The sequence below is a fragment of the Ruegeria sp. HKCCA5763 genome, assembly GCF_013034545.1.
Lineage (GTDB): Bacteria > Pseudomonadota > Alphaproteobacteria > Rhodobacterales > Rhodobacteraceae > Ruegeria.
In genome coordinates this window covers 117275-140806 of sequence record NZ_WQGF01000003.1, presented here as the reverse complement: position 1 = coordinate 140806, position 23532 = coordinate 117275, and the positions used below count along the sequence as shown (strand labels likewise).

Sequence of the window (23532 nt, the reverse complement as noted above, 5' to 3'; positions counted from 1 at the left end):
GTTATCCCCAACCCAGCAAACAAAGGAATTCCGATGCGACCCTCTGGAAGAGATTTAAGCGAAATGCGCGCCGTTTCAATCGAAACGGGGTTCACCAAACATGCCGAAGGTTCCTGCCTGATAAAAATGGGCGACACTCATGTGCTGTGCACCGCAACGATCGAAGATCGCGTGCCGCCCTTTATCAAAGGCTCCGGCTTGGGCTGGGTCACGGCTGAGTACGGTATGCTGCCTCGCGCCACCAACACTCGGATGCGGCGCGAAGCCGCCAGCGGCAAGCAAGGCGGTCGCACCGTGGAAATCCAGCGCCTGATCGGCCGCGCCCTACGCGCTGGTGTGGATCGGGTCGCGCTGGGTGAGCGTCAGATCACCGTGGACTGCGACGTGATCCAAGCCGACGGCGGCACCCGCTGCGCCTCGATCACCGGCGGTTGGGTGGCCCTGCGGCTGGCTGTGAACAAGCTGATGAAAGCGGGCGATGTTATCTCTGACCCCCTAGTGGACCCGGTAGCAGCTGTGTCTTGCGGAATTTACGCCGGTCAACCGGTTCTGGATCTGGATTACCCGGAAGACAGCGAAGCCGGCGTCGACGGCAACTTCATCATGACCGGATCCGGCAAACTAATCGAAGTGCAGATGAGCGCCGAAGGCTCGGTCTTCAGCCGCGCTCAGATGGATCAGCTGATGGATCTGGCCGAAAAGGGCGTCGGCGAACTGGCAGCTGCGCAAAAGGCCGCTACAGCATGACCCGCAAGTTCGACGGGGACAGGCTGCTGGTCGCCACCCATAACAAAGGCAAGCTCGAGGAGATGGCGCATCTCCTTGAGCCTTTTGGCGTCACTGTTGTGGGTGCTGGGGACATGAACCTGCCCGAGCCGGAAGAGACTGAGAACACATTTGTCGGTAACGCCCGGATCAAGGCCCATGCCGCCGCCAAAGCCACCGGCCTGCCTGCCCTGTCGGACGATTCCGGGATCACCATCGACGCGCTGGATGGCGCGCCGGGAGTTTACACCGCCGACTGGGCGGAAACGGCAAATGGTCGTGATTTCCTAATGGCCATGAATCGCGCACATAATGAGTTGGAGGCTAAAAAAGCCCCTGTCCCGCGCACTGCGCAATTCCGTTGTACACTGGTCCTGGCCTGGCCCGACGGACATGACGAGGTGTTCGAAGGCATCGTCCCGGGCCACCTGGTCTGGCCGATCCGCGGCAAGGACGGATTCGGCTATGACCCGATGTTTGTTCCGGACGGGCACGACATTACCTTTGCCGAAATGGATCGCTGGGAAAAGAACAAGATCAGCCACCGCGGCCGCGCGGTTGAGAAGTTCGTGAAAGGCTGCTTTGGCGGATGATTGGCGCAACGGGGGCTTTGGCCTGTACGTGCATTGGCCTTTTTGCGAGGCCAAATGCCCCTATTGCGACTTCAACAGCCATGTCTCGAAGAAAATTGACCAAGAAAGATGGCTTGCAGCTTATCTGAGCGAGCTGCGCCGCTCTGCCTCTGAAACGCCGGGTCGGGTACTGAACACGATTTTCTTTGGGGGCGGCACCCCGTCTCTGATGGACCCGGAAACCGTTTCTTCCGTGATTGATGAGGCGCGCGCGCTTTGGCACCCATCCAATGACATGGAAATCACTCTCGAGGCCAACCCCGGCTCGGTTGAAGCAGGTCGGTTTGCAGCTTATCGAGATGCCGGCGTAAACCGAATTTCGATGGGCGTTCAGGCGCTGAATGACGACGATCTACGGCGTCTGGGCCGCATTCATACTGTTGCCGAGGCCCAAGCCGCCTTTGAAATCGCACGGACCTGCTTTGATCGTGTCAGTTTTGACCTGATCTATGCCAGACAGCACCAAACACCTGAAGCCTGGCGCGCGGAACTGAGCGAAGCCCTGTCGATGGCCGTGGACCACCTGTCGCTGTACCAATTGACGATTGAAGACGGAACTGCCTTTGGCGATCGCTATGCCGTTGGAAAACTGCGTGGGTTGCCCGAAGATGACAGCGCCGCCGACATGTATCTGATCACGCAGGACATTTGCGAAGCGCACGGTTTGCCCGCTTATGAAGTGTCCAATCACGCGCGCACGGGGGCTGAGTCGCAACACAATCTGATCTACTGGCGATACGGTGATTATATTGGCATTGGTCCCGGCGCCCATGGGAGGCTTACGCTTAACGAAGAAAAATACGCAACCGAGACCTATCTGAATCCACAGCGCTGGCTTGACGCTGCAGAGCGTGGGGGTGGAGAGAAAGGACGAACAACACTGTCCCTTGAAGACCAGGCGAGCGAATACCTTATGATGGGGATGCGAATTTCGGAAGGACTAGATATTGATCGGTGGGAGCGCTTAGCAGGCCGAAAACTCTCGGAAGACACGGTTGATCATCTGATCGGGATCAAAATGATTGAACATGAAAACGGCAGACTTCGGGCAACATCAGATGGTCGCGCTGTACTGAACGCCGTCATTCGGGAGCTTTTGAGCTAGCCATGCATTACCTTTGGGCCGGACTGGGATTGTTATGTGTTGCGCTGGCAATGGTTGGGGTTGTCCTACCCCTTTTGCCAACCGTCCCATTTCTGCTATTGGCTGCGTTTTTCTTTGCCCGATCTTCTTCGCGTTTGCACACTTGGTTGTTGACCCATCAACTGTTCGGACCGCTGATACAAGATTGGCAAAGCTCAGGCGCAATCCGCCCTAGTGCAAAAAGGGCGGCAACTGTTTCAGTCGCCGCCGTTTTTGGAATCTCTATTTGGATGTCCGCCCCGGTTTTCGTTTTGGCCATTCAAGCTGTCGTTCTGGGGGGTGTTTTGATCTTTATCTGGACGCGACCTAACGGCTGAGCTTAGCGCACAGATCATCAAGCTGATCCAAGTTCTCATATGTTAGGACAACCTGACCCGTCTCTGTTCCAGCCTTGTGATTGATCGAGACTTTCATCGCCAGAATTGCAGATAGATCTTTTTCCAAAGCGCGCGTATCGGCATCCTTGCCCGCATCCAGATTTCTGGACCGCGGTGCAGCGCGTTCGGCGTCACCTTGTTGCTGCTTCTTGACCAAAGCTTCGGTTGCGCGCACCGAAAGCCCCTCTTTGACGATCTGCTTCGCCAATTCCGATGGGTTTTCGGCCGTAATCAGGGCTCTTGCATGTCCTGCAGATATTTTTCCTTCAATAACAAGGGCTTGAACATCCATTGGCAAGGACAAAAGACGCAGAAGGTTTGCAATGTGGCTGCGGCTTTTACCCAAAGCTTCAGCCAGCTTTTCCTGCGTATGGCCGAAACGATCCATCAGTTGCTTGTACCCAGCGGCCTCTTCCACCGCGTTCAGGTCCGCGCGCTGGATGTTTTCGATTATCGCAACTTCCAGAACTTCGGTGTCGTCAAAATCCCGCACGATGACAGGGATATCATGCAGCTGCGCCATTTGCGCTGCCCGCCAACGACGCTCCCCTGCAACGATTTCGTATTCATCAGCTCCGGTCGACCGGACAATCAGAGGCTGGATAATACCCTTTTCCTTGACCGAGGCGGCCAATTCGTCCAGCTGTTCGGGCAGGAATGTGCGGCGCGGCTGATTGGGATTGGCCTTTAGCTTCTCAATTGGAACCTTAAGATCGGGCCGACGCACTTCGGACTGTGCCCGCCCTTCCGTTTCGGTATTTACGTCCGCCATAAGAGCGGACAGCCCGCGCCCCAACCCTCTGGATTTTGTTTTTTTGGCGCTCATGTCGCCCTCCTCATTTCCGCCTACGCAGCGGTTTTATTGTTCTTGTGCATGATCTCGCGGGCCAGATGCCGATAAGCCATCGCGCCAAGCGAACCCGAATCATATTGCAACACTGGCAGCGCATATGACGGAGCCTCGCTGACTCGCACATTTCTGGGTATCTTTGTCTTAAAGACCATCTCACCCAAATTGTCACGCGCATCCTTTTCAACCTGACGGGACAAGTTGTTGCGGTTGTCATACATGGTCAACACAACACCTTCGATTCTCAGATCAGGATTTGCTGTTTGCCGAACCTCTCGGATCGTCAGCATCAGTTGAGAAAGACCTTCTAAAGCAAAGAATTCACTTTGCAGCGGCACAAGGACTGAATGCGCCGCCACCATTGCATTGACGGTCAACAGGTTCAAAGACGGCGGGCAATCGATAAGGATGAAATCAAGGTTGAAAGCATCAACCGCAGTCTGCCTCAATGCATCGTGCAACAAATAACTGCGCTTTTCATTGGATATCAATTCAATGTCGGCAGAACTCAGATCAACGGTTGCCGGAACAACCATAAGGTTTTCTATTTCCGTCTCTTGAACAACGGCCTCTAACGGAGCGTCGTCAAGGATGAGGTCATAGGTTGTCCAATCCCGATCCTCTACACCCAATCCGGTGGACGCATTCCCTTGAGGATCAAGATCAACCACCAAAACCCGGCAACCGGATTCCGCAAGCCCTGCTGCAAGATTGATTGCCGTCGTTGTTTTCCCCACTCCGCCCTTCTGATTGGCGACCGCAATAATCCGAGGTCCTGAAGGTCGGGACAGATCAACCACGTGATACTCCTTTGATTTTAAGGATAACGGCCTGAGGTTCAGTTAAACTTGTAATCGGCTCGACGTCGAAATTCCATTCTTCTTGCGCCTCTGACAGTTCTTTTTTCCAGGTTGCGCCTTTGGGCAACAAAGCTGTTCCCGTTTTACTTAAATGCCTGTCGCAAAAGGACAATAATACCCGCAACTCTGCCAGGGCACGAGCCGAAAGGACATCTGCATCCAAAGGATCAACACTTTCGATTCGCTTCGAAATCACCTTGCATTTGATTTCACATTCCCGCGCTACATTGCGTAAGAAGGCAGACTTCCTTTGATCACTTTCAACGAAAGTAAATCGTGAGTCTGGTGAATGATCAGCCGCGATCAAGGCGCATACCATTCCCGGAAATCCGCCTCCACTGCCTATATCCACCCAGCTTTTGTATTGACCAGCACATCTATAAACTTGCACGGAGTCGAGGATATGGCGATCCCAGATGTGTTCCAGACTACTTCGGGACACTAGATTGATTTTAGGATTCCAGCGATTTACGAGATCAACGTAGGTTTTCAAACGCTTGAATGTTTCACGTGAAACATTTAGCCGCTCAAATGCCGAATAACCAGCGCTCATGCCCGTCGCGCCCTGTCTTCGCGGCGTAGCTTCGCAAGTACAAGTGTCAGCGCGGCAGGTGTTACCCCCTCGACTCGACTTGCTTGGGCTATGTTCGAAGGCTTCGCCTGCGATAGCTTATGCTTCATCTCGGAAGATAAGCCATCTAAAGAGGAATAGTCGAAGTCGCGAGGGATAACATAAGATTCATCCCGCTTCATCGCCTCCACATCTCGCTTCTGGCGCGCAATGTAGTTTGCATAAAGCGCGTCACGCTCAATCTGAAGTCGGATTTTTTGATCCACATCTTGTAGATCCGGGATCAATGGTAACAGATTGTCGAAAGATACGTCCGGAAATGCCAAGATCGCCATCCCGTCGCGGCGATTGCCATCTTGGTTGACGTTAATTCCGGCCGACAGCACCTGTTTCGGTGTGTATGTACGCTCTGCCAGCTTAGCCTTTACCGCATCGAGCTGGTCCATTTTGTCTTTGAAGTGCGCCTCACGATCGGACCCAACGCATCCAATATCCATGCCAATCGGCGTCAAGCGCTGGTCTGCATTATCAGCACGTAAGGAAAGCCGGAATTCCGCACGTGATGTAAACATCCGATAAGGTTCAGCCACACCGCGTGTTGTAAGGTCATCTACCATGACCCCGATATAGCTGTCAGATCTTGTTAAGTGCACAGGATCACGGCCTTGCACTTCAAGCGCTGCATTGAGCCCGGCAACCATACCCTGCGCGGCGGCCTCTTCGTATCCTGTGGTTCCATTGATCTGACCAGCCAAGTACAACCCCGGAATTTCTGGCAGAGACAGTGTCGCGGTTAGAACACGAGGATCTACGTAGTCATACTCAATGGCATATCCTGGTTGCAGAATCTCTGCTTTTTCAAGGCCTTTGATGGATCGTACATACTGCAGTTGGACGTCCTGAGGAAGTGAGGTTGAAATACCGTTAGGATAGATCGTGTGATCATTCACTCCTTCGGGTTCCAGGAAGATCTGATGGGATTCCTTGTCTGCAAATCTTACAATCTTATCCTCAATAGACGGGCAATACCGAGGGCCTATACCATCAATATGGCCACCGTACATCGCTGACTTTGAAAGATTGGCCTCGATGATCTCATGTGTTTGTGCGTTGGTATACGTTATTCCACAGGAGATCTGCGGTGCGACCACGTCTGTCGACAGAAATGAGAATAGTGTTGGCTCTTCGTCCCCGTCTTGACGCTCTAGATCGGACCAGTCAATTGTCCGCCCATCCAAACGAGGCGGCGTACCTGTCTTCAAGCGTCCCAGCGGCAAATCATAACTATCCAAACGTTCGGCAAGCTTGATAGAAGGGCGATCTCCCATCCGCCCACCAGGTCGTGAGACGTCACCGATATGAATGACTCCGCGCAGAAATGTCCCAGATGTCAGTATGACTGCCTGCCCGGAAATCTCTGATCCATCCGCAAGCAAAACGCCGGAAACACGCGGCCCGTTCATAAGAAAGTCGACAACTTCACCGACGATAACGGACAGATTGTTCTGGTTTTGCGTTTCTTTTTGCATCGCCGCCCGGTAAAGCGCTCGATCCGCTTGTGTTCTGGGGCCCTGTACTGCAGGTCCTTTACGACGATTCAACAAACGAAACTGAATGCCGGCTTGATCCGCAACACGCCCCATAACGCCGTCAAGAGCATCAATCTCACGAACCAAATGGCCTTTCCCCAAGCCACCAATTGCCGGATTACAGGACATTACACCAATGTCCGATGCGGACAGGGTTACCAAAGCAGTATTGGCACCCATCCTTGCAGAGGCATGAGCAGCCTCTGTCCCGGCGTGCCCAGCACCAATAACGATGACATCAAACTTCGAATGTTTCACGTGAAACACTCCTTACTTTCCCAAACAGAAGCTAGAGAAGATTTCATCCAGCAGTGTTTCGACATCTATTCTGCCCACCAGCGATTCAAGTGCCCTTATGGCGGTTCGTAATTCTTCCGCGGCGATATCATACATCTCTGGACCTGATTCCAGAACCGGGATTGCCGATTGGAGAGAAGTCAGTGCCCCATTGATTGCAACCCGATGTCGTTCCCGCGTTGCAATACCATGGGTGGTAGTTCTTTCACAAAGGACATACGAAATCTGGTTTACAAGCGCGTCAATCCCCTGCCCTGTTTTACCAGAAACGCCGAGACTATTTTCACTTCGAAGATCAGCTTTCGGCAAAACATGAATATCACCTGCCTGCATCCCAACCCCCAGGTCTTCGGGTGTATCTGACAGGAAAACACGCAGGTCGGCGGCCTCCGCTCTGCTGCGCGCCAACTTGATACCCAAGTTTTCAACATGATCCTCAGTTTCACGCAACCCGGCCGTATCCAGCAAAGTCACAGGTAAACCAGCCAGATCCATCCGAACTTCGATCACGTCCCGCGTGGTTCCAGCGTATTCCGAAGTGATGGCGGCGTCTCGACCTGCCAAAGCGTTCAGAAGAGTGGACTTTCCTGCGTTCGGAAGCCCAACAATTGCAACTTCAAACCCCGTGCGTATACGTTCAGCGATTTTTACTCCTTCTGCCTCACGGCGAAGGTCTGACAAGACACCAGTGATCAATTCGCGAACTTCAGGCGTTACATCCGTTGGAACCTCTTCATCGGCAAAGTCGATGACAGCTTCCAGCAAAGACGCAGCGCGGATCAAATCCCGGCGCCACCGTTCTGCCAGTATGCCCAGCTCACCAGCCAGAATTGTTTGCGCTTGTTTGCGTTGCGCCTCGGTTTCGGCATCAATCAAATCGGCCAGGCCTTCGACCTGCGTCAGATCCATCTTGCCATTCTCAAGCGCTCGGCGTGTGAACTCGCCCGGCTCCGCGATGCGCAGCCCTTCAGTATCCGACAAACATTGCAATACCGCGTTGACGGATGCTGTACTGCCATGAATCTGAAGCTCTGCCACATCCTCTCCGGTGAAACTGGCCGGGGCCTGGAACGTAAGAACCAAGCCATCGTCAAGACGCGCACCACCCTGATCCCGCAATGTGCGCAGAACCATGCCACGTTCAGGCAGCGTGCCACCTGTCAGCCGCGCCGCCGCAGAGTGCGAGTCCGGCCCTGAGAGGCGGATGACCGCCACCCCAGCTTTGCCTTGCGCGCTGGCCAGGGCAAATATCGTATCCATGAATAGCCCCCGCGTCAGTACCGGTTCGGCGTCAGGTGTTCATTGAATCGAAGAATTCCGAGTTCGTCTTGGTCTGCTTCAACTTGGATAGCAGGAACTCGATTGCATCGGTCGTGCCCATCGGGTTGAGGATGCGGCGCAGAACGAAGGTCTTGGCCAGATCGCCCTTGTCGACCAGCAGGTCCTCTTTCCGGGTACCGGACTTGAGGATGTCGATGGCCGGGAACACACGTTTATCAGCGATTTTACGATCCAGAACGATTTCCGAGTTACCGGTGCCTTTGAATTCTTCAAAGATCACCTCGTCCATCCGGCTACCAGTGTCGATCAGCGCGGTGGCGATGATGGTCAGCGATCCACCCTCTTCAATGTTCCGTGCCGCACCAAAGAACCGCTTGGGCCGTTGCAGAGCGTTGGCGTCCACACCACCGGTCAGAACTTTACCCGAGGATGGGACCACAGTGTTAAAGGCCCTACCAAGTCTTGTGATCGAGTCGAGAAGAATAACAACATCTCGTTTATGTTCGACCAAACGCTTGGCCTTTTCGATCACCATCTCGGACACGGCCACGTGGCGTGTTGCGGGCTCGTCAAAGGTCGAGGACACAACCTCACCCTTCACCGAGCGCTGCATGTCGGTCACCTCTTCCGGGCGTTCGTCGATCAGAAGGACGATCAGGTAACACTCTGGATGGTTCTGTTCGATTGAATGCGCGATGTTCTGCAGGATGACCGTCTTACCGGTCCGCGGAGGCGCCACGATCAGCGAGCGCTGGCCTTTACCGATCGGCGACACAAGGTCGATCACACGGGCCGACTTGTCTTTGATGGTCGGATCCTCGATCTCCATCTTCAGACGCTCATCTGGGTACAGAGGCGTCAGGTTGTCGAACAGGATCTTGTGCTTGGCCTTTTCAGGATCTTCAAAGTTGATCTTGGTGACCTTGGTCAGCGCAAAGTAACGCTCATTATCATCAGGTGCCTTAATCTCACCCTCAACAGTATCTCCGGTGCGCAGCGAGTGTTGACGGATCATATCGGGCGAGACATAGATATCGTCGGGACCTGGCAGATAGTTCGCCTCGGGCGAGCGCAGGAAACCGAAACCGTCCTGCAGCACCTCAAGCACACCATCACCGCCAACGGTCCAGCCCTCATCCGCGCGTTCGCGCAGAATCTGGAACATCATCTCGCCTTTCCGCATGGTCGAGGCGTTTTCGATCTCCAGTTCTTCGGCCATCGCCAGAAGGTCTTTGGGGCTTTTGGCCTTCAGGTCGGCCAGATTAAGGGCGTCAGTTGTCATGATATATACCTTCACCGCGATCAGCGCGGCACGAAGTGAAATTTCAGTACGGAAGATACGCCGCCCGGACGGGCGAGTTGTCCCCTACATAAGCGCGACTGCTTTCGGAGTCAAACAGCCCGTCAGAACTTCAGAATGACCGCCAGAACGATGATAACCATCAAAACGGTCGGAACCTCGTTCATCATACGATACTGCCGCCCAGTGAGCTTATTTCGGCCTTCCAGGAAATCCTTGCGACGCGCCATCAACCAGTGATGGAACCAGGTCATACCGATCACGGCTGCACCTTTGATCCAAGGCCAGGACCAATCCCATCCAACAATACCCGGTGTGAACACCATGATCAGGCCGCACACCCAAGCCACGATCATCGCAGGGCGCATGATCACACGCAGCAGCTTTTCTTCCATTTCAAAGAAGATTTCTTGCGCCCCGTCGACAGCCTGAGCTTTTTCAACGTGATAGACGAACAAGCGTGGTAGATAGAACAGACCCGCCATCCATGAGATCACGGCCATGATATGGAGTGACTTCACCCACGGGTACAGCGTGAAAAGAAGATCAGTCATCTTGGCTCCGAGCGTTGTTCGGAACTCTCCCTAATAAAAAAATAAAGAAAGAGAAAGGAAGATGGTTTTGTAGGGATAACAATTTCCGTGGATTACTTTTTTACCCATGTGTTTTCCCCAGGTGGACAGAACTTTTTGATTTTCTAGTGATTCTGTTGAAACTTAATTTATAATAATAAAAACATATACTTAAGTCTGTTACACCCAGGTAGCGTTTGGGGATAACTCTTTGGGTATCATGGGACAATCAGATTATCCCGGTATTCCAAGTTATCCTTGTCCTAGCTGGATTGGATTAGAGCGACTCGAGGATCTTTCACGCGAATTTCCTGGGGTTGCGTGTCAACCGTAAAACCATACAAAGCACCCCAGAGCTCTCATCGACTTTCACACGGGGTTTTCCACATGTCTGTCCCCATTCTTCTCGCCTCGGGATCTGCCATACGGGCACACTTGCTTGAGAACGCAGGCGTTCCATTCACGGTTCAAACCGCGCGCGTGGATGAAGAGACCGCCAAGCGCGCCTTGCTGGCTGAAAGCGCATCACCACGAGATATTGCCGACACGCTTGCGGAAATGAAAGCCCGCAAAGTCAGCGACAAGAATCCTGGCGCTATGGTGCTGGGGTGTGATCAGGTTCTGGATTTTGACGGTCAGCTGCTGTCAAAACCTGAAAACCCGGAACAAGCAGTGGCTCAGCTAAAAGCGATGCGCGGCAAACGGCACATGCTTTTGTCAGCGGCCGTGATCTATCAGGACGGTGAGCCGATCTGGCGGCATGTAGGACAGGTACGATTGCGGATGCGGGCCAGCTCTGATGCCTATCTGAAAGACTATGTCTCACGGAACTGGGACAGTATCCGCCATGCCGTCGGAGCATATAAGCTGGAAGAAGAAGGCGTCCGGTTGTTCGCCACCATTGACGGCGACTATTTTAATGTTTTGGGTATGCCATTGTTGGAGCTTCTCAATTTTCTGGCTGTCAAAGGGGTGATCGATCAATGACGGACTACCGGGTTCCTCTGGCCGGGGTGATCGGACATCCCATTGGGCATTCGCGTTCCCCGAAACTGCATGGCCATTGGCTGAAGACGTATGGTCTTGCCGGGCACTACATCCCAATGGATGTTGCCCCAGCCGATCTGGAAACCGTGCTACGTACGCTGCCCAAAGCCGGTTTTGTTGGGGCCAATGTAACTGTTCCCCACAAGGAAGCAGCGTTGAAGATCGCGGATCACGTGTCCGATCGCGCAACGGTGATTGGTGCTGCGAATACACTGGTGTTCCGCGAAGATGGCTCGATCCACGCAGATAACACTGATGGGTACGGGTTCATGGAAAACCTGCGCAGCGGTGCCCCCGACTGGAATGCCAAAGACGGCCCGGCTGTTGTGTTCGGGGCCGGAGGGGCAGCTCGCGCCGTTCTGCAAGCGTTGTCTGATGCAGGTGTGCCGGAAATCCTGTTGACCAATCGGACGCGCGCCCGTGCGGATCATCTGAAAGAGGAATTTGGTCAACGAATCCGCGTTGTAGATTGGGTTCAGGCCGGAAACGTCATCGAAAACGCGGAACTGGTGGTCAATACGACCTCATTGGGGATGCAGGGCCAGCCGGAATTGCGGGTTCCACTGGATGGGTTGCAGCCCGGTGCCGTGGTCACGGATCTGGTCTATGCTCCGTTTAAAACAAACCTTCTGAAAACTGCGGAAGAGGCAGGATGCACCACAGTCGACGGATTGGGCATGTTGCTGCACCAGGCGGTTCCTGGATTTGAACGGTGGTTCGGTGTGCGCCCTGAGGTGGACGCGGATACGCGCGCGGCTGCTTTGGCATGAGTTTTGCGCTGGGTCTGACTGGTTCCATTGGTATGGGGAAAAGCACCACGGCGCAGATGTTTGTCGAAGAAGGCTGCGCCCTGTGGGATGCGGACGCTGCTGTGCATCGGTTATACGCGCCCGGAGGTGCTGCAATTGAACCGATGCGTGCAGTTTTCCCTGCCGCTATTGTTGACGGAGCTGTAAGCCGGGACGCGTTAAAGCAGATCATTGCGAAGGACTCTGATGCGTTGAAAGCAATCGAAGCGATTGTGCATCCTCTGGTCGCGAAAGATCGCGCTGTATTTCGCGAAAACACAACAAGCGACATTCTGGTGTTCGACATACCCCTTCTTTTCGAAACAGGCGGAGACGCAGCCATGGACGCCGTCGCCTGCGTTTCGATCCCGGCGGATGAACAAAAGCGCCGTGTTATGGAACGGGGAACCATGTCCGAGGCGCAGTTCGAACAGATCCGCGCCAAACAGATGCCGAATGCAGAGAAATGCGCGCGATCAGACTTCGTGATCGAAACAGACACGCTGGACCATGCCCGTCAGCAAGTGCAGGATGTGGTCAGGCAGATACGGGCGGGGATGAATCATGCGTGAGATCGTACTTGATACCGAAACCACCGGGTTCGATCCCGAAAGCGGCGACCGGATTGTTGAGATTGGTGCCGTAGAGCTGTGGAACCACGTCGCGACGGGTGAAACGTATCACGTCTATATCAACCCGGAACGCGGTATGCCGGATGAGGCGTTTGGCGTGCATGGCATCGGCCCGGATCTGTTGGACAACCCGCGTCCACCGGAAAAGGGTGAGGTGACGCTGAAAGACAAACCGGTGTTTGCCAAGGTGGGTCACGGGTTTCGTGAGTTTGTTGGGGATGCGCGGTTGGTGATCCACAACGCATCGTTCGACATGAAGTTCCTGAACGCTGAACTGAAGTGGATGGGCGCGCCGTTGATCCCGATTGAACAAGCACTGGATACGCTGGCAATCGCCCGCAAACGGTTTCCCGGCTCTCCGGCGTCTTTGGATGCGCTTTGCCGACGTTTCAATATCGACAATTCGAACCGTGTTCTGCATGGCGCTTTGCTCGACTCTGAAATTCTGGCCGAGGTTTATCTTGAGTTGATCGGTGGGCGGCAGCCTGATTTTGGCCTGTCAACATCCGCATCATCCGCATCCGGTGGCGGTGAAGACTGGCGGCCAATGTCGCGCGGCACACCGTTGCCTTCCCGGATCACCGAGGATGAGCGCGCAGCGCATGAGGCATTTGTAGAAAAGCTGGGCGAAAGCGCCCTGTGGACCCGCGCCTGATCCGATCAGGCGCGGGTCAAAGCCTTAGGCGTCGGTCTTTTCTGCCTGAGCGGCCTGACGACGCATTAATTCGTTGCGATACAGCGCGACGAAATCGATATTGTCCAGGTTCACCGGCGGGAAGCCGCCATCACGGGTGATGTCGCTGACAATGCGGCGCAGGAACGGGAACAGCATCCGGGGGCATTCGATCATCAGGAACGGGTGCATTTGATCTTCTGGCACACCTTCCACGTGGAACAGACCGCAATAGTCCAGCTCACACAGGAACAGCACATCATCCATGCCTTTGGCCTTGGATGTCAGGTTCAGCTTGATGGACACTTCGAACTGATGTTCAGCGCTGCGCTTTTTCGCGTCCAGGTTCACCTGAACAGCGATTTCCGGCTGCACGTCGCCTGACACACCCTTTTGCGCCATCACGTTTTCAAAGGACATATCACGGATGAACTGCCCCAGAACCCGCATCTGAACCTGCGGGGCGGCTTGGGCCGCAGTGTTTTCTGCAGCGTTTTCTTCGGCCATGGATCTACTCCAAAATTGAATTTCGCCACTGCTTAGCAAGTTGGGCGCGGCACCTCAATGCTGGTGGGGGCCTTCCACCCATTTCGATGGCTTTGAAGGCTCTTTTTTCGGGCGAACTTCACTGAATTCACCGTCAATGATGTCCCCTTGCTCGAAAGGGTTTTGTTGTGACTGAAATCCAGTGCCCGTTCCCATCTGAAAATGTGCCACGGTGACTTTCAACTTCAGATAGCGGAACACAGCGACACGAACGCCCGGTACCAGCAAGGCAAATCCTATGGCATCGGTGAAAAAACCCGGTGTCAGCAGCAATGCGCCTGACAAAAGGATCATCGCACCGTGGGTCAAAGGCTCGGTCGGGTCGTCCAGTTCAGCAAAGGAACGCTGCAGATTTCCCAGTGCCATGCGACCTTGTGTCCGCACCAAAACCGTGCCCAAAACCGCGGTCAGCACAACAATGGAAAGGGTTGGCCAAAGGCCGATCAGACCACCAACCTGAATAAACAGCGCAATCTCGATGATGGGCACCAACAAAAATGCCAAGAACAGATACATTTGCGTTATCCTTTCCCTAAGGCCGGGCTGTGGACTTGCCACCCACGCTCACCTACATAGTAGCATGAGGCCGCGTATACAAAGTCGCGGTTCTGAAAAGAGGATGAAATGAACGAACCCATGATCCAGCTACTGGTCCTGGCCGGAATTGCCGTTTTCCTGATCCTGCGCCTTAAAAGCGTGTTGGGTACGCGTGAAGGTTTTGAAAAACCACCTTTGCAGCAACAGCCTGAAGCGCACAAATCGCGTCGCGATTTCGAGGTGATCGAAGGCGGCCCGGATCATGACATCACTGACCATGTCGCTGAAGACAGCGAACAGGCGCAAACCCTGGCCGCCATGAAACGGGTTGAGCCCGGCTTTTCGGTCAGTGAATTTGTTCACGGCGCGCGTGGCGCTTATGAAATGATCGTTATGGGGTTCGAAAAAGGAAACCTCGACGAAATCCAGCCATTCCTGTCGGAAGAGGTATTTGAGTCTTTCGTTGCGGGTGTTGCTGCACGCGAAGATCAGGGCCTGACCATCGAAGCCGAATTCATCGGCGTCCGAGAGACCGCCCTGTCGGATGTTAAATTCGATAAGGATACCAATGAAGCCGAGATCACCATGAAATTTGTAGGTGAACTGACTTCGGTTGTGCGGGATCGCGGCGGTGATATTGTCGAAGGCAACCCCAACACCGTGAAACGCCAAAAGGACAGCTGGACCTTTGCTCGTGTGATGGGCAAGGACGATCCGAACTGGCTGCTTGTTGCCACGGACGCATGATTGCAACGCTCCGGTTGCTTTTTCTGGTGGGTGTAATGACCGCTGCCAGCGCTGCCGGAGCCGAGGCAACGCGATCCATTCTGTCGTTTGACGATCTGCAGGGCTGGGCCGATGATGACCACGGCGCAGCCCTTTCCGTTTTTCTGAACACCTGCGGCGATCTGAAGGACCCGGACTGGCGCGCGTTATGCGCTGTAGCAGAGACGTATGACACGGATGCAGCAAAGGCATTTTTTGAGCTCTTCTTCCGCCCAGTTCTGGTCGAGGATGGCGAAGAAGCCCTGTTCACGGGGTATTTTGAACCCGAACTCGATGGTGCGCGCCGCCGAACTGATCGCTTCAAATATCCTATTTACAAGATGCCGCCCGAAGCGCGAGATGGGCCATGGCTCAGCCGTCGGGAAATCCTGACTGGTGATGTGATGCAAGGGCGCGGTCTTGAGATTGCCTGGGTGGACGATCCAGTTGAGTTGTTTTTCTTGCAGATTCAGGGGTCTGGACGTGTCCGGCTGCCCGATGGCGGTGCTTTGCGCGTTGGCTATGGCGGTGCGAATGGTCATCCCTACAGATCTATAGGAGTTGAGTTGGTGCGGCGCGGGGTCTTGGGCGCGCATGAAGTTAGCGCCCAGATGATCCGAGCATGGGTGCGCAAGAACCCAGAATCTGGTGCCGAGCTGCTGTTCCACAACCCATCCTATGTGTTCTTCCGCGAAGTTTCGCGCGTTGCGCCCGAACTTGGGCCGCTGGGCGCGATGAACCGGTCAATTACCACGATGCGCAGCATAGCTGCAGATCCGACCTATACCCCGTTGGGGGCTCCGGTCTGGGTTGAGAAAGACGGCAAAAACCCAATGCGTCGCCTGATGATCGCGCAGGATACAGGTGCCGCGATCAAGGGCGCCCAGCGGGCAGATATCTTTTTCGGAACGGGTGACGAGGCCGGGCAAGCCGCCGGCAGGTTAAAAGATCCGGGTCGGATGGTCGTACTGTTACCAATACAGCGGGCCTATGCTCTATTGCCGGATGAGTTCTGATGACCCGGCGCAAACTGACGACAGAAGAGATCGAGCTGTGGCGCAAGGTCGCCAAACAGGCCGAGCGGATGCATCCGGAAATACCGCAGACGGTTCATCCGACCTCTTTGCCGAAACCCAAGCCCAAGAAAACGCCGAAACCCCGGTTTGAAGCGTTTGAACTTGGTCAGGCCCACCAGGCAAAGCCCAAGCCGAACGATTTGAAGCCGTCGGTCACAGATGCGCTGCGCAAAGTGCCGGTTCAGATGGACAACAAGGCTTTCGGTCGGATGAAACGAGGTAAACTGAAACCCGAAGGCAAGCTTGATTTGCACGGTATGCGGGTCGACACCGCGCATCCCGCTCTGATCCGTTTTGTCTTGACCGCGCAGGCACAGGGAAAGCGGCTTGTTCTGGTCGTGACCGGGAAAGGCAAAGACCGGGACGAACCTGGCCCGATCCCAACACCGCGCGGCGTTCTGCGGAACCAGGTACCCCATTGGCTGTCCATCCCGCCATTGGCGCAAGCGGTGATGCAGGTCACGCCTGCTCATATCAGCCACGGCGGAGATGGGGCGTATTACGTTTACTTGCGGCGTATTCGCTAAAGGGTACGTACCGCGCTGGTGACACCTATGTGGACCAGTGCGCAGACCAAAAGGAAAAAGATGCCAATCCAAAGGAATTGAGTGTCCAGCGAAACGCCCCAATCGATCAGCACTCCGGTCCAGCCCGGTCCGATGGCTGATCCAAGGACCATAACGGCCGTTGCCATCGCCTTGATCGCGCCGATGTGTCGGGTGCCATAGAACTCGGCCCAGAAGGCGCTGGGCAAGGTGCTGTTGGCCCCGACGGTCAGGGCCAACAGGATCAGCCCGATCGTAGCACCCATGACCGAGGTCGACAGGCCCAGAACGACAAAACCAAGAGCTAGAGGCAGCTGGTAGTAGGGCATCATCCGCGCCGTGCCCCATTTATCCAAGGCCCATCCGGCGGAAAACATCGAAAGCAGCGACACCCCGGTATAGACCGGGAACAGGGCGACCAGTTGAATATGGGCCCATCCTTTCACCTCGGCCAAATGCACTTGGTGAAAGAAGAATGCCGTAATAAAAGCCGATGGACCCAGAACAGCTGGCGTCATGAACCAGAACAATGGGTGGCTTAGCGCATCGCGCCGTGTCCAGTGACGGCCGTGCATCCCGGTGGCTGAGTACGCACTGGCCAGGCTCTGCGGTGTGCGTTCTTCCCGAAGCAGGCGCGTCAAAACAGGGATGCCCAGCAGAGTGATGACGGCAGCGACCCCCCACAGCAATCGCCAGTCCAGAAATACCATGGCGGTGACAAAGATCAGTGGCAGTAAGGCTTCGCCGAGTGCATAGCCGATGGACGCAATAGAAAGCGCTTTGCCTCGTGTCGCGATAAACCATCGCGCCATCGCGACCATCGCGAGATGGGTGCTCATACCTTGTCCAAACAGGCGCAGAAGGAAGATTGCCGCCGGCAACAACACAACCCAGCTGTTCATTGCCATGGCCAACGCTGCCAATGCCAACCCAAGCAGCACAACAGGCCCCAACACGCGGACACGAAAAACATCTGTCAGGCCGCCTGCCCATATCATTACTACCGCTGACACGAGCGTACCCAAAGAATACAACCCACCCCACGCGCCGTGGCTAAGCCCGAAAGCGGCGCGGATTTCGCCTGCAAAAACCGAGATAAAGAAGGTCTGACCAAAGCTGGACAGGAAGGTCAGCAATACACCCGCGCCCAGCCACGCCGCGTTGTCGATGAGAAAGCGGCGCAGGCTAAACTGCGTCACGGAGTATTCACCTGTGCCTGTCCTGTTTCAGTTAGCACAATTTCCGTTGCGCCATCAGGGTTACGCTCGCTGGGCGGCACCAGAATATCGATTGCTGGGCGGTCCTCGCGTCCAAAGGTATTGTTGACGCGCCTCAATGAGTTGAGGATCGACAGCAATGCCGGAGACGTCGCCGCAACGAAGTGTGATGATGTCGCATCGCTGTTAAACGCTGTTGTATCAATCACGCTGATCGGGAATTCCTCGAGCGTCTCAACCGAGCTGATGTTTCCAAGCCTTTCACCCTCATCCGTGCCGCGCAGTCGGGCCGAGATGTTCAGGATTTTGTCTTTCTGGGAAACCATCACAAGGAATGGATCGGGTGGATTGTCGATCCGTTTCATTTGCGAACGGAACAGATCAAGATCCAGATCGGGTGAGATCAGCACGACGCCCTCGATGTTTCGATTGGCCCATCCGGGTTCCTGCAGTTCAGCTTGCCGCATCATTTCCATCGACAAGGCCCCACCCATGGAATGCGCAACCAGAATAACGCGCTTCACACCCATGGATTTCAACTCGCGGATGGTCTGTTCCAAACCGTCGCGCGCAAACAACATGCTGTCCAGGTCATAGGCGTACCCATAGCCGGTGGCGCGGCTAGGCCACGAATAAACCAGCGTCGATCCCGGTAGACCAATGTCATGCGTCAGCTGGGCGGCACGAAAGATCGTTTCAGTCTGGGTCGAGTTGTAGCCGTGCACAAAAATCGTGACGTCGTCCTGCCCACGCAGGTGTTTGCGCAGCCCCTTTGGCCCGTCCAACTCTGTCACATCCGCCAAAACAAATTCCTTCTGCGGATTGGGGTTTGCATATGAGAATTTGAGCGTGCCCGGGGTATGCGTTGGCGGAATCGAAACCGTGGTTTCCAGAAACTTGAGCGCCTCGCCACGACGAAACCCATAAGAGCCGTCGGCTTCACGTGCACGGGTCGTGCTGGCGAAGATGGTTTCAGGTGTGCCGATATTTACCGCATTAGGCACAATCTCGGACACCGTCCGGTCAACGCAGGCGCTCAGCGAAAGGGATACGAGTAAAATGATGAAATAGCGCAGCACGGGCCAGCCCTCGGGGTGAATCGTGCATACGCTAGCGGATTCTCGACCAACGTCCAGCGGGGCCGACCGAAAACAGCGGCAAAAACCGGCCTGTACCGTTACAAAACGTAACGGCTGAGGTCGGTTGATTTGGTCAATTCACCTAGATTGTCGCTGACAAACTGGTTATCCACAGTAATTTCTGTGCCAGCCTTGTCCGGTGCCGCGAAAGACAGGTCCTCAAAAACCCGCTCCATCACCGTATAAAGCCGCCGTGCGCCAATGTTTTCAACGCTTTGGTTTACATCCGCAGCAATCTTAGCCAGTGCTGCAATTCCGTCATCGGTAAAGCTGACCGTGACTTCTTCGGTCCCCATCAGGGCGGTGTATTGCCGGGTCAGCGCGTTGTCGGTTTCGGTCAGGATGCGCACAAAGTCTTCTTCCGTTAGGGCGCGCAGTTCCACACGGATCGGCAGACGTCCTTGCAATTCCGGCAGCAGATCCGAAGGTTTGGCGATGTGGAATGCACCAGACGCAATGAACAGGATATGGTCGGTTTTCACCGGACCGTGCTTGGTGCTGACGGTGGTACCTTCGATCAGAGGCAGCAGGTCACGTTGTACGCCCTCGCGGCTGACATCGCCGCCGCGTGCGTCCGAGCGGGCGCAGACCTTGTCGATTTCATCCAGAAACACGATGCCATTCTGTTCGACCGATTCCAGAGCGATCCGATTGACGGTTTCGTCATCCAGTAGCTTGTCGGCCTCTTCCCCGATCAAAGCATCATAGCTTTCGGCGACGGTCATGCGTTTTTTGACAGTGCGCCCGCCAAACGCCTTGCCGAAAATGTCACCCAGATTCATCATGCCCATCTGACCGCCCGGCTGCCCTGGAATGTCAAACATAGGCATCGGGTTCGAGGTATCTGATAATTCCAGCTCGATCACTGTGTCGTCCAGCTCCCCGGCTTTCAGTTTCTTGCGGAACATCTCGCGCGTGCCTTCGCGAGCGTCTTCGCCCGCAATCGCGGCAATCACGCGATCTTCGGCGGCCTGATGCGCGCGCGCTTTGACGTCTTCACGCATGTATTCGCGGGTTTGGATAATGGCTGCATCTGCCAGATCGCGTACGATCTGTTCTACGTCGCGACCAACGTATCCTACCTCGGTGAACTTTGTGGCCTCGACCTTGATAAAGGGCGCACGGGCCAGTTTGGCCAGACGACGGCTGATCTCGGTCTTGCCAACGCCGGTGGGGCCAATCATCAGGATATTCTTGGGATAGACCTCGTCCCGGATATCATCAGCCAGCTGCTTACGCCGCCACCGGTTGCGCAGGGCAACGGCCACCGCTCGTTTGGCATCCTTCTGGCCGATAATGAAGCGGTCCAGTTCCGAGACGATCTCGCGCGGGGTCAGGTCGGTCATGTGTATTCAATCCGGTTGTTTCGAGACGGAACCTAATCATAAGACACGAAAACACAAGCTGATCACGGAAAACTCACGCCAACTCACAGGTGCCACACGGAAATTCGTGACGATGTGAATCGCCAGAGGCGTTTCGCGTGCTGCATAGTTATTGCGACGGGCAATTCAGCCTGGATACATCAGTGGAGATACCAAATCATGATGACTCGTCGTTCGCTTTTTGTGAAAGCTGCTGCCACGGGCGCGGCCCTGACACTGGCCGGCACCACCGCTGCTGTGGCTGGCGGTGCCAAAAAGAAAGGCTCGTTCGGAGGGCCGATCGAACCACATCACAACCGGTTCCGTGAAGCTGGTCAAAGACGGTGATCGGTACATCGTCGAACTGGGTGACGACTTCTCGCTGGACAACGGCCCTGATCCTCGCGTCGCTTTTGGTAAAGACGGAACTTATGCCCCGGACAGCAAACTGGGTGCGCTACTGCACCTGACCGGCAAGCAATCCTATGCCGTGCCGCCCACAATGGATGTGTCTGGCTACAACGAAGTGTACATCTGGTGCGAGGTCGCTGGTGTGCCGCTGGGCGTCGCGTCACTGAAGTAGCTACATCGCTCAGAGGCCGACCCATCCGGCCTCTGACACATCGTTAGGTAACAGAGCAGCTGTCTGTTACAATCGCCCCAAGCCATTGGAACCGGGGGCGTTTTCATGACCAAGATTGCCAAGATCACCTTGTTGTTCGTGGTTTTTGTCGACCTGATCGGTCAAGGCTTGGTTTTTCCTATCATCAACTCGCTCATCATGGAGACGAAATCAGGCTTCCTGCCGGATGGCACGCCCGTGGGGCGGCGCCATTTCTACTATGGTCTGGTGATCGGGTGCTTCTTTCTGTCCTGGTTTCTGGGGGTCGTTTATGTTTCGAAAGTCTCGGACTCCATTGGGCGCAAGAATGCACTTCTTGTTTGTCTGGGCGGAGCGTTGGTCGGTTACGCCCTAACCATCGCGGCGCTGTACATGAACAGCCTGCTGCTGCTGATCGTCGGGCGGTCGGTCACCGGCTTCACTGCCGGAAACCAGCCCATCGCTCAGGCAGCTATGATTGACGGCAGCACCGATGCGGCCGACCGCGACCGCAACATGGGTTATATCGTGACTGGCGTCAGCTTTGGCCTTGTGGGCGGCCCGATCATCGGGGCGGTTCTGTCCGACGCCGCTCTGCTGGGCAGCTACGCGACACTTAAGACCCCGTTCTATGGCGCATTTGTTCTGGTGCTGATTGCGATATTTCTTGTGATGACCTTTTTCAAAGACACCCGGACAGAGCGTGAGCCCTTTGTTTTTCGCCCACGTGACATCACCGACAGCCTAATTGCCGTGCGTGGCCATCCGATGGTTCGTAAAATCCTGCCGGTCTACGCATTCTTCATGATCGCCAACGTGACGTTCTATGTCTTTGTCGACAACTTCCTGACCAGTGCTTTCGGCTACGGTGTTATTGGCGGCAGTATGGCGATGGTGGTGATTGGCTTTGCGCTGGCGTTCTCAAGCACCTTCCTCGTCAAACCCGCGCAAGAGCGATTCAGCAAACACCAGATCATCTGCACGTCTCTCATAGTAATGGTGATCAGTGGACTTGCCTTTGCATTCAGTCCTAATGGTGTGCTCAGCTATGTGCCGGTCTTCTTCTTCTACTTCCTGTTCGGCGTTGCCTACCCGACCATGCTGGGTCTGTTTTCCTCGAGCGTAAGTGAGACGGACCAAGGCTGGGTTATGGGCGTGACCACCGCCGTCTTCTGTCTGGCCGGAGGCATCATGTCCCTGATCGGCGGCGGGTTGATGAGCATCGACATCCGTGTGCCCTACTACATCGTTGTCATTGCCGCGATTTTCGGGCTGACCGGAATGCACCGTCGCTGGAAAGGGAAAGAGATCAAGGCGCTGTTAACCTGACAGGCGACCCGCGGCTGAGTTAAAGCGAAGAAAGCTATTACTCTTGATCTTCCTCGATCTCTTCTTCGTCCAGTTTGCGTTGGCTCTCTGGTAACGGCGCTCTTTCGATCAGCGCCCAACCCTCTTTCTTTGATTTCTTCAAAACGGTGCCCCGAGCACCCAGCTCAATCAACAACGAGCGTGTTTCATCCTCGGTGCAGCCAATCGTCCTGCTGAGCCTTTCCAAAGATTTGAACTTGTACTTCGAGTCCTTCAACATGGATTTCAGGAGCTCTTTGCGAGGCTCTTTCCATTCCTTGTTGTGCTTCCTGCTCCGATATTCCTCTAGGACAATTGGCCCAATAATACCGCCGATTAGGCCGCCGAATATGGCTGCGAGAACCGCACTCATGATGCTATCGTCTCGACTGTCAGGTTACCATTTGTATAGACGCAGATATCGGCGGCAATCACCATCGCTTCACGCGCCACTTGCTCGGCGTCTTTGTCGCCGTCCATCATTGCGCGGGCCGCGGCGAGTGCAAAGTTCCCGCCCGATCCGATGGCGGCCACGTTGTGCTCAGGCTCCAGCACGTCCCCTGCCCCGGTGATGACCAGCAGATCCTTGCCATCAGTGACAATCAGCATCGCCTCAAGCTTTTGCAGGTATTTGTCAGTGCGCCAGTCCTTGGCCAGTTCGACCGAGGCGCGCGCCAATTGGCCGGGTGTGGCCTCAAGCTTGGCTTCCAAACGTTCCAGCAGTGTGAAAGCATCTGCGGTCGATCCGGCAAAACCCGCCACAACCTCGAATCCGCCGGGCGACAAACGGCGCACTTTGCGGGCCGTTCCCTTGATCACGGTCTGACCAAGGCTGACCTGACCATCACCGGCTATGACAACCTGACCGTTCTTTTTGACGCCAATGATCGTCGTGCCGTGCCAACCGGGAAAGTCGTTATCTGCCATGATCGTCTCCGTTTTCGCTGGCGGTATATATGGGCCGGGTAAGGTGTTGGCGCAACCCGTTCTTAAAGTGCCCAAAAGATATGCAGAAAA

At 55.1% G+C, this 23532-nt stretch carries 28 protein-coding genes; 14 read left to right on the top strand and 14 right to left on the bottom strand.

What is annotated here, in order from left to right:
• Nucleotides 1–33: 33 nt before the first annotated feature.
• From rph to GOV89_RS07205, 4 genes are read left to right on the top strand one after another with little or no spacing between them, the layout of a single operon-like run.
• Nucleotides 34–747, top strand: coding sequence for a ribonuclease PH (rph, locus tag GOV89_RS07220; RefSeq protein WP_170655392.1), 714 nt, complete (start codon nt 34–36; stop codon nt 745–747).
• Complete coding sequence (rdgB, locus tag GOV89_RS07215) at nt 744–1358, top strand: RdgB/HAM1 family non-canonical purine NTP pyrophosphatase (RefSeq protein ID WP_171237892.1); 615 nt, start codon at nt 744–746, stop codon at nt 1356–1358. The genes rph and rdgB overlap by 4 nt, the downstream gene beginning before the upstream one ends.
• On the top strand, nt 1348–2502 hold the full coding sequence (gene hemW / locus GOV89_RS07210; protein WP_171178678.1) for a radical SAM family heme chaperone HemW: 1155 nt from the start codon (nt 1348–1350) through the stop codon (nt 2500–2502). Before rdgB ends, hemW begins: the two co-directional genes overlap by 11 nt.
• A 2-nt stretch (nt 2503–2504) precedes the next feature.
• On the top strand, nt 2505–2858 hold the full coding sequence (locus tag GOV89_RS07205; RefSeq protein ID WP_171178680.1) for a YbaN family protein: 354 nt from the start codon (nt 2505–2507) through the stop codon (nt 2856–2858).
• On the opposite strand, the gene GOV89_RS07200 is transcribed toward GOV89_RS07205, so the two are convergent.
• The 7 genes from GOV89_RS07200 to GOV89_RS07170 all read right to left on the bottom strand — a co-directional run bounded on the left by GOV89_RS07200 (nt 2848) and on the right by GOV89_RS07170 (nt 10220).
• Nucleotides 2848–3744, bottom strand: a complete 897-nt coding sequence (locus tag GOV89_RS07200) for a ParB/RepB/Spo0J family partition protein (RefSeq protein WP_171178682.1) — start codon at nt 3742–3744, stop codon at nt 2848–2850. The genes GOV89_RS07205 and GOV89_RS07200 overlap by 11 nt on opposite strands.
• A 20-nt stretch (nt 3745–3764) precedes the next feature.
• Nucleotides 3765–4568, bottom strand: coding sequence for an AAA family ATPase (locus GOV89_RS07195; RefSeq protein ID WP_171178684.1), 804 nt, complete (start codon nt 4566–4568; stop codon nt 3765–3767).
• Nucleotides 4561–5181 carry a 16S rRNA (guanine(527)-N(7))-methyltransferase RsmG gene (rsmG, locus tag GOV89_RS07190; protein WP_171178686.1) on the bottom strand — a complete coding sequence of 207 codons (621 nt, stop codon included), beginning with the start codon at nt 5179–5181 and terminating at the stop codon, nt 4561–4563. The genes GOV89_RS07195 and rsmG overlap by 8 nt, the downstream gene beginning before the upstream one ends.
• Nucleotides 5178–7046, bottom strand: a complete 1869-nt coding sequence (gene mnmG / locus GOV89_RS07185) for a tRNA uridine-5-carboxymethylaminomethyl(34) synthesis enzyme MnmG (protein ID WP_171237891.1) — start codon at nt 7044–7046, stop codon at nt 5178–5180. Before mnmG ends, rsmG begins: the two co-directional genes overlap by 4 nt.
• A 12-nt stretch (nt 7047–7058) precedes the next feature.
• Nucleotides 7059–8345, bottom strand: coding sequence for a tRNA uridine-5-carboxymethylaminomethyl(34) synthesis GTPase MnmE (mnmE, locus tag GOV89_RS07180; protein WP_171178690.1), 1287 nt, complete (start codon nt 8343–8345; stop codon nt 7059–7061).
• Between the two features lie 31 nt (nt 8346–8376).
• The gene (gene rho, locus GOV89_RS07175) at nt 8377–9648 is read right to left on the bottom strand and encodes a transcription termination factor Rho (RefSeq protein WP_171178692.1); all 1272 of its coding nucleotides are present in this window, start codon (nt 9646–9648) and stop codon (nt 8377–8379) included.
• Nucleotides 9649–9770: 122 nt separating this feature from the next.
• Nucleotides 9771–10220, bottom strand: coding sequence for a CopD family protein (locus GOV89_RS07170; protein ID WP_171178694.1), 450 nt, complete (start codon nt 10218–10220; stop codon nt 9771–9773).
• Between the two features lie 405 nt (nt 10221–10625).
• Between GOV89_RS07170 and GOV89_RS07165 the strand changes: the two genes are divergently transcribed.
• The 4 genes from GOV89_RS07165 to dnaQ are packed head-to-tail and all read left to right on the top strand — an operon-like array spanning nt 10626 to nt 13360.
• A complete protein-coding gene (locus GOV89_RS07165; RefSeq protein ID WP_171237890.1) occupies nt 10626–11225 on the top strand; it encodes a nucleoside triphosphate pyrophosphatase in 600 nt (199 codons plus the stop codon).
• The gene (locus GOV89_RS07160) at nt 11222–12055 is read left to right on the top strand and encodes a shikimate dehydrogenase (RefSeq protein ID WP_171178698.1); all 834 of its coding nucleotides are present in this window, start codon (nt 11222–11224) and stop codon (nt 12053–12055) included. Before GOV89_RS07165 ends, GOV89_RS07160 begins: the two co-directional genes overlap by 4 nt.
• Nucleotides 12052–12645, top strand: coding sequence for a dephospho-CoA kinase (coaE, locus tag GOV89_RS07155; RefSeq protein ID WP_171178700.1), 594 nt, complete (start codon nt 12052–12054; stop codon nt 12643–12645). The genes GOV89_RS07160 and coaE overlap by 4 nt, the downstream gene beginning before the upstream one ends.
• Nucleotides 12638–13360 (top strand): DNA polymerase III subunit epsilon, encoded by a 723-nt coding sequence (dnaQ, locus tag GOV89_RS07150; RefSeq protein WP_171178702.1) that lies wholly within the window; start codon nt 12638–12640, stop codon nt 13358–13360. The genes coaE and dnaQ overlap by 8 nt, the downstream gene beginning before the upstream one ends.
• Before the next feature lie 24 nt (nt 13361–13384).
• On the opposite strand, the gene secB is transcribed toward dnaQ, so the two are convergent.
• Entirely contained in the window at nt 13385–13885 is a 501-nt protein-coding gene (gene secB / locus GOV89_RS07145) for a protein-export chaperone SecB (protein WP_171092779.1), read from the bottom strand.
• Nucleotides 13886–13939: 54 nt separating this feature from the next.
• Nucleotides 13940–14440 carry an FxsA family protein gene (locus tag GOV89_RS07140; RefSeq protein WP_171237889.1) on the bottom strand — a complete coding sequence of 167 codons (501 nt, stop codon included), beginning with the start codon at nt 14438–14440 and terminating at the stop codon, nt 13940–13942.
• A 108-nt stretch (nt 14441–14548) separates the two neighbouring features.
• Here GOV89_RS07140 and GOV89_RS07135 point away from each other — a divergent pair, with 108 nt between their 5' ends.
• Genes GOV89_RS07135 through GOV89_RS07125 form a run of 3 tightly spaced genes read left to right on the top strand, consistent with a single transcriptional unit; the run spans nt 14549 to nt 16829 of the window.
• Nucleotides 14549–15208 carry a Tim44/TimA family putative adaptor protein gene (locus GOV89_RS07135; RefSeq protein WP_171178706.1) on the top strand — a complete coding sequence of 220 codons (660 nt, stop codon included), beginning with the start codon at nt 14549–14551 and terminating at the stop codon, nt 15206–15208.
• The gene (locus tag GOV89_RS07130; RefSeq protein WP_171237888.1) at nt 15205–16242 is read left to right on the top strand and encodes an MltA domain-containing protein; all 1038 of its coding nucleotides are present in this window, start codon (nt 15205–15207) and stop codon (nt 16240–16242) included. The genes GOV89_RS07135 and GOV89_RS07130 overlap by 4 nt, the downstream gene beginning before the upstream one ends.
• Nucleotides 16242–16829 carry a Smr/MutS family protein gene (locus GOV89_RS07125; protein WP_171237887.1) on the top strand — a complete coding sequence of 196 codons (588 nt, stop codon included), beginning with the start codon at nt 16242–16244 and terminating at the stop codon, nt 16827–16829. The genes GOV89_RS07130 and GOV89_RS07125 overlap by 1 nt, the downstream gene beginning before the upstream one ends.
• Here the strand turns inward: GOV89_RS07125 and GOV89_RS07120 are convergent.
• The 3 genes from GOV89_RS07120 to hslU all read right to left on the bottom strand — a co-directional run bounded on the left by GOV89_RS07120 (nt 16826) and on the right by hslU (nt 20549).
• Nucleotides 16826–18046 carry an MFS transporter gene (locus tag GOV89_RS07120; protein WP_171178712.1) on the bottom strand — a complete coding sequence of 407 codons (1221 nt, stop codon included), beginning with the start codon at nt 18044–18046 and terminating at the stop codon, nt 16826–16828. The two genes, GOV89_RS07125 and GOV89_RS07120, sit on opposite strands and share 4 nt — an antisense overlap.
• Nucleotides 18043–19143 carry an alpha/beta fold hydrolase gene (locus GOV89_RS07115; protein ID WP_171178714.1) on the bottom strand — a complete coding sequence of 367 codons (1101 nt, stop codon included), beginning with the start codon at nt 19141–19143 and terminating at the stop codon, nt 18043–18045. Before GOV89_RS07115 ends, GOV89_RS07120 begins: the two co-directional genes overlap by 4 nt.
• Nucleotides 19144–19241: 98 nt before the next feature.
• Entirely contained in the window at nt 19242–20549 is a 1308-nt protein-coding gene (hslU, locus tag GOV89_RS07110; protein ID WP_171178716.1) for an ATP-dependent protease ATPase subunit HslU, read from the bottom strand.
• 198 nt (nt 20550–20747) lie between these two features.
• Here hslU and GOV89_RS22780 point away from each other — a divergent pair, with 198 nt between their 5' ends.
• From GOV89_RS22780 to GOV89_RS07100, 3 genes are all read left to right on the top strand, one after another.
• Nucleotides 20748–20915 (top strand): hypothetical protein, encoded by a 168-nt coding sequence (locus GOV89_RS22780; RefSeq protein WP_254451502.1) that lies wholly within the window; start codon nt 20748–20750, stop codon nt 20913–20915.
• Nucleotides 20893–21150 carry a DM13 domain-containing protein gene (locus GOV89_RS22775; RefSeq protein ID WP_371810611.1) on the top strand — a complete coding sequence of 86 codons (258 nt, stop codon included), beginning with the start codon at nt 20893–20895 and terminating at the stop codon, nt 21148–21150. The genes GOV89_RS22780 and GOV89_RS22775 overlap by 23 nt, the downstream gene beginning before the upstream one ends.
• Before the next feature lie 105 nt (nt 21151–21255).
• A complete protein-coding gene (locus tag GOV89_RS07100; protein WP_171237886.1) occupies nt 21256–22497 on the top strand; it encodes an MFS transporter in 1242 nt (413 codons plus the stop codon).
• 37 nt (nt 22498–22534) lie between these two features.
• On the opposite strand, the gene GOV89_RS07095 is transcribed toward GOV89_RS07100, so the two are convergent.
• Complete coding sequence (locus GOV89_RS07095; protein WP_171178723.1) at nt 22535–22888, bottom strand: hypothetical protein; 354 nt, start codon at nt 22886–22888, stop codon at nt 22535–22537.
• Nucleotides 22885–23442, bottom strand: coding sequence for an ATP-dependent protease subunit HslV (hslV, locus tag GOV89_RS07090; RefSeq protein WP_171178725.1), 558 nt, complete (start codon nt 23440–23442; stop codon nt 22885–22887). The genes GOV89_RS07095 and hslV overlap by 4 nt, the downstream gene beginning before the upstream one ends.
• Between the last annotated feature and the right edge of the window lie 90 nt (nt 23443–23532).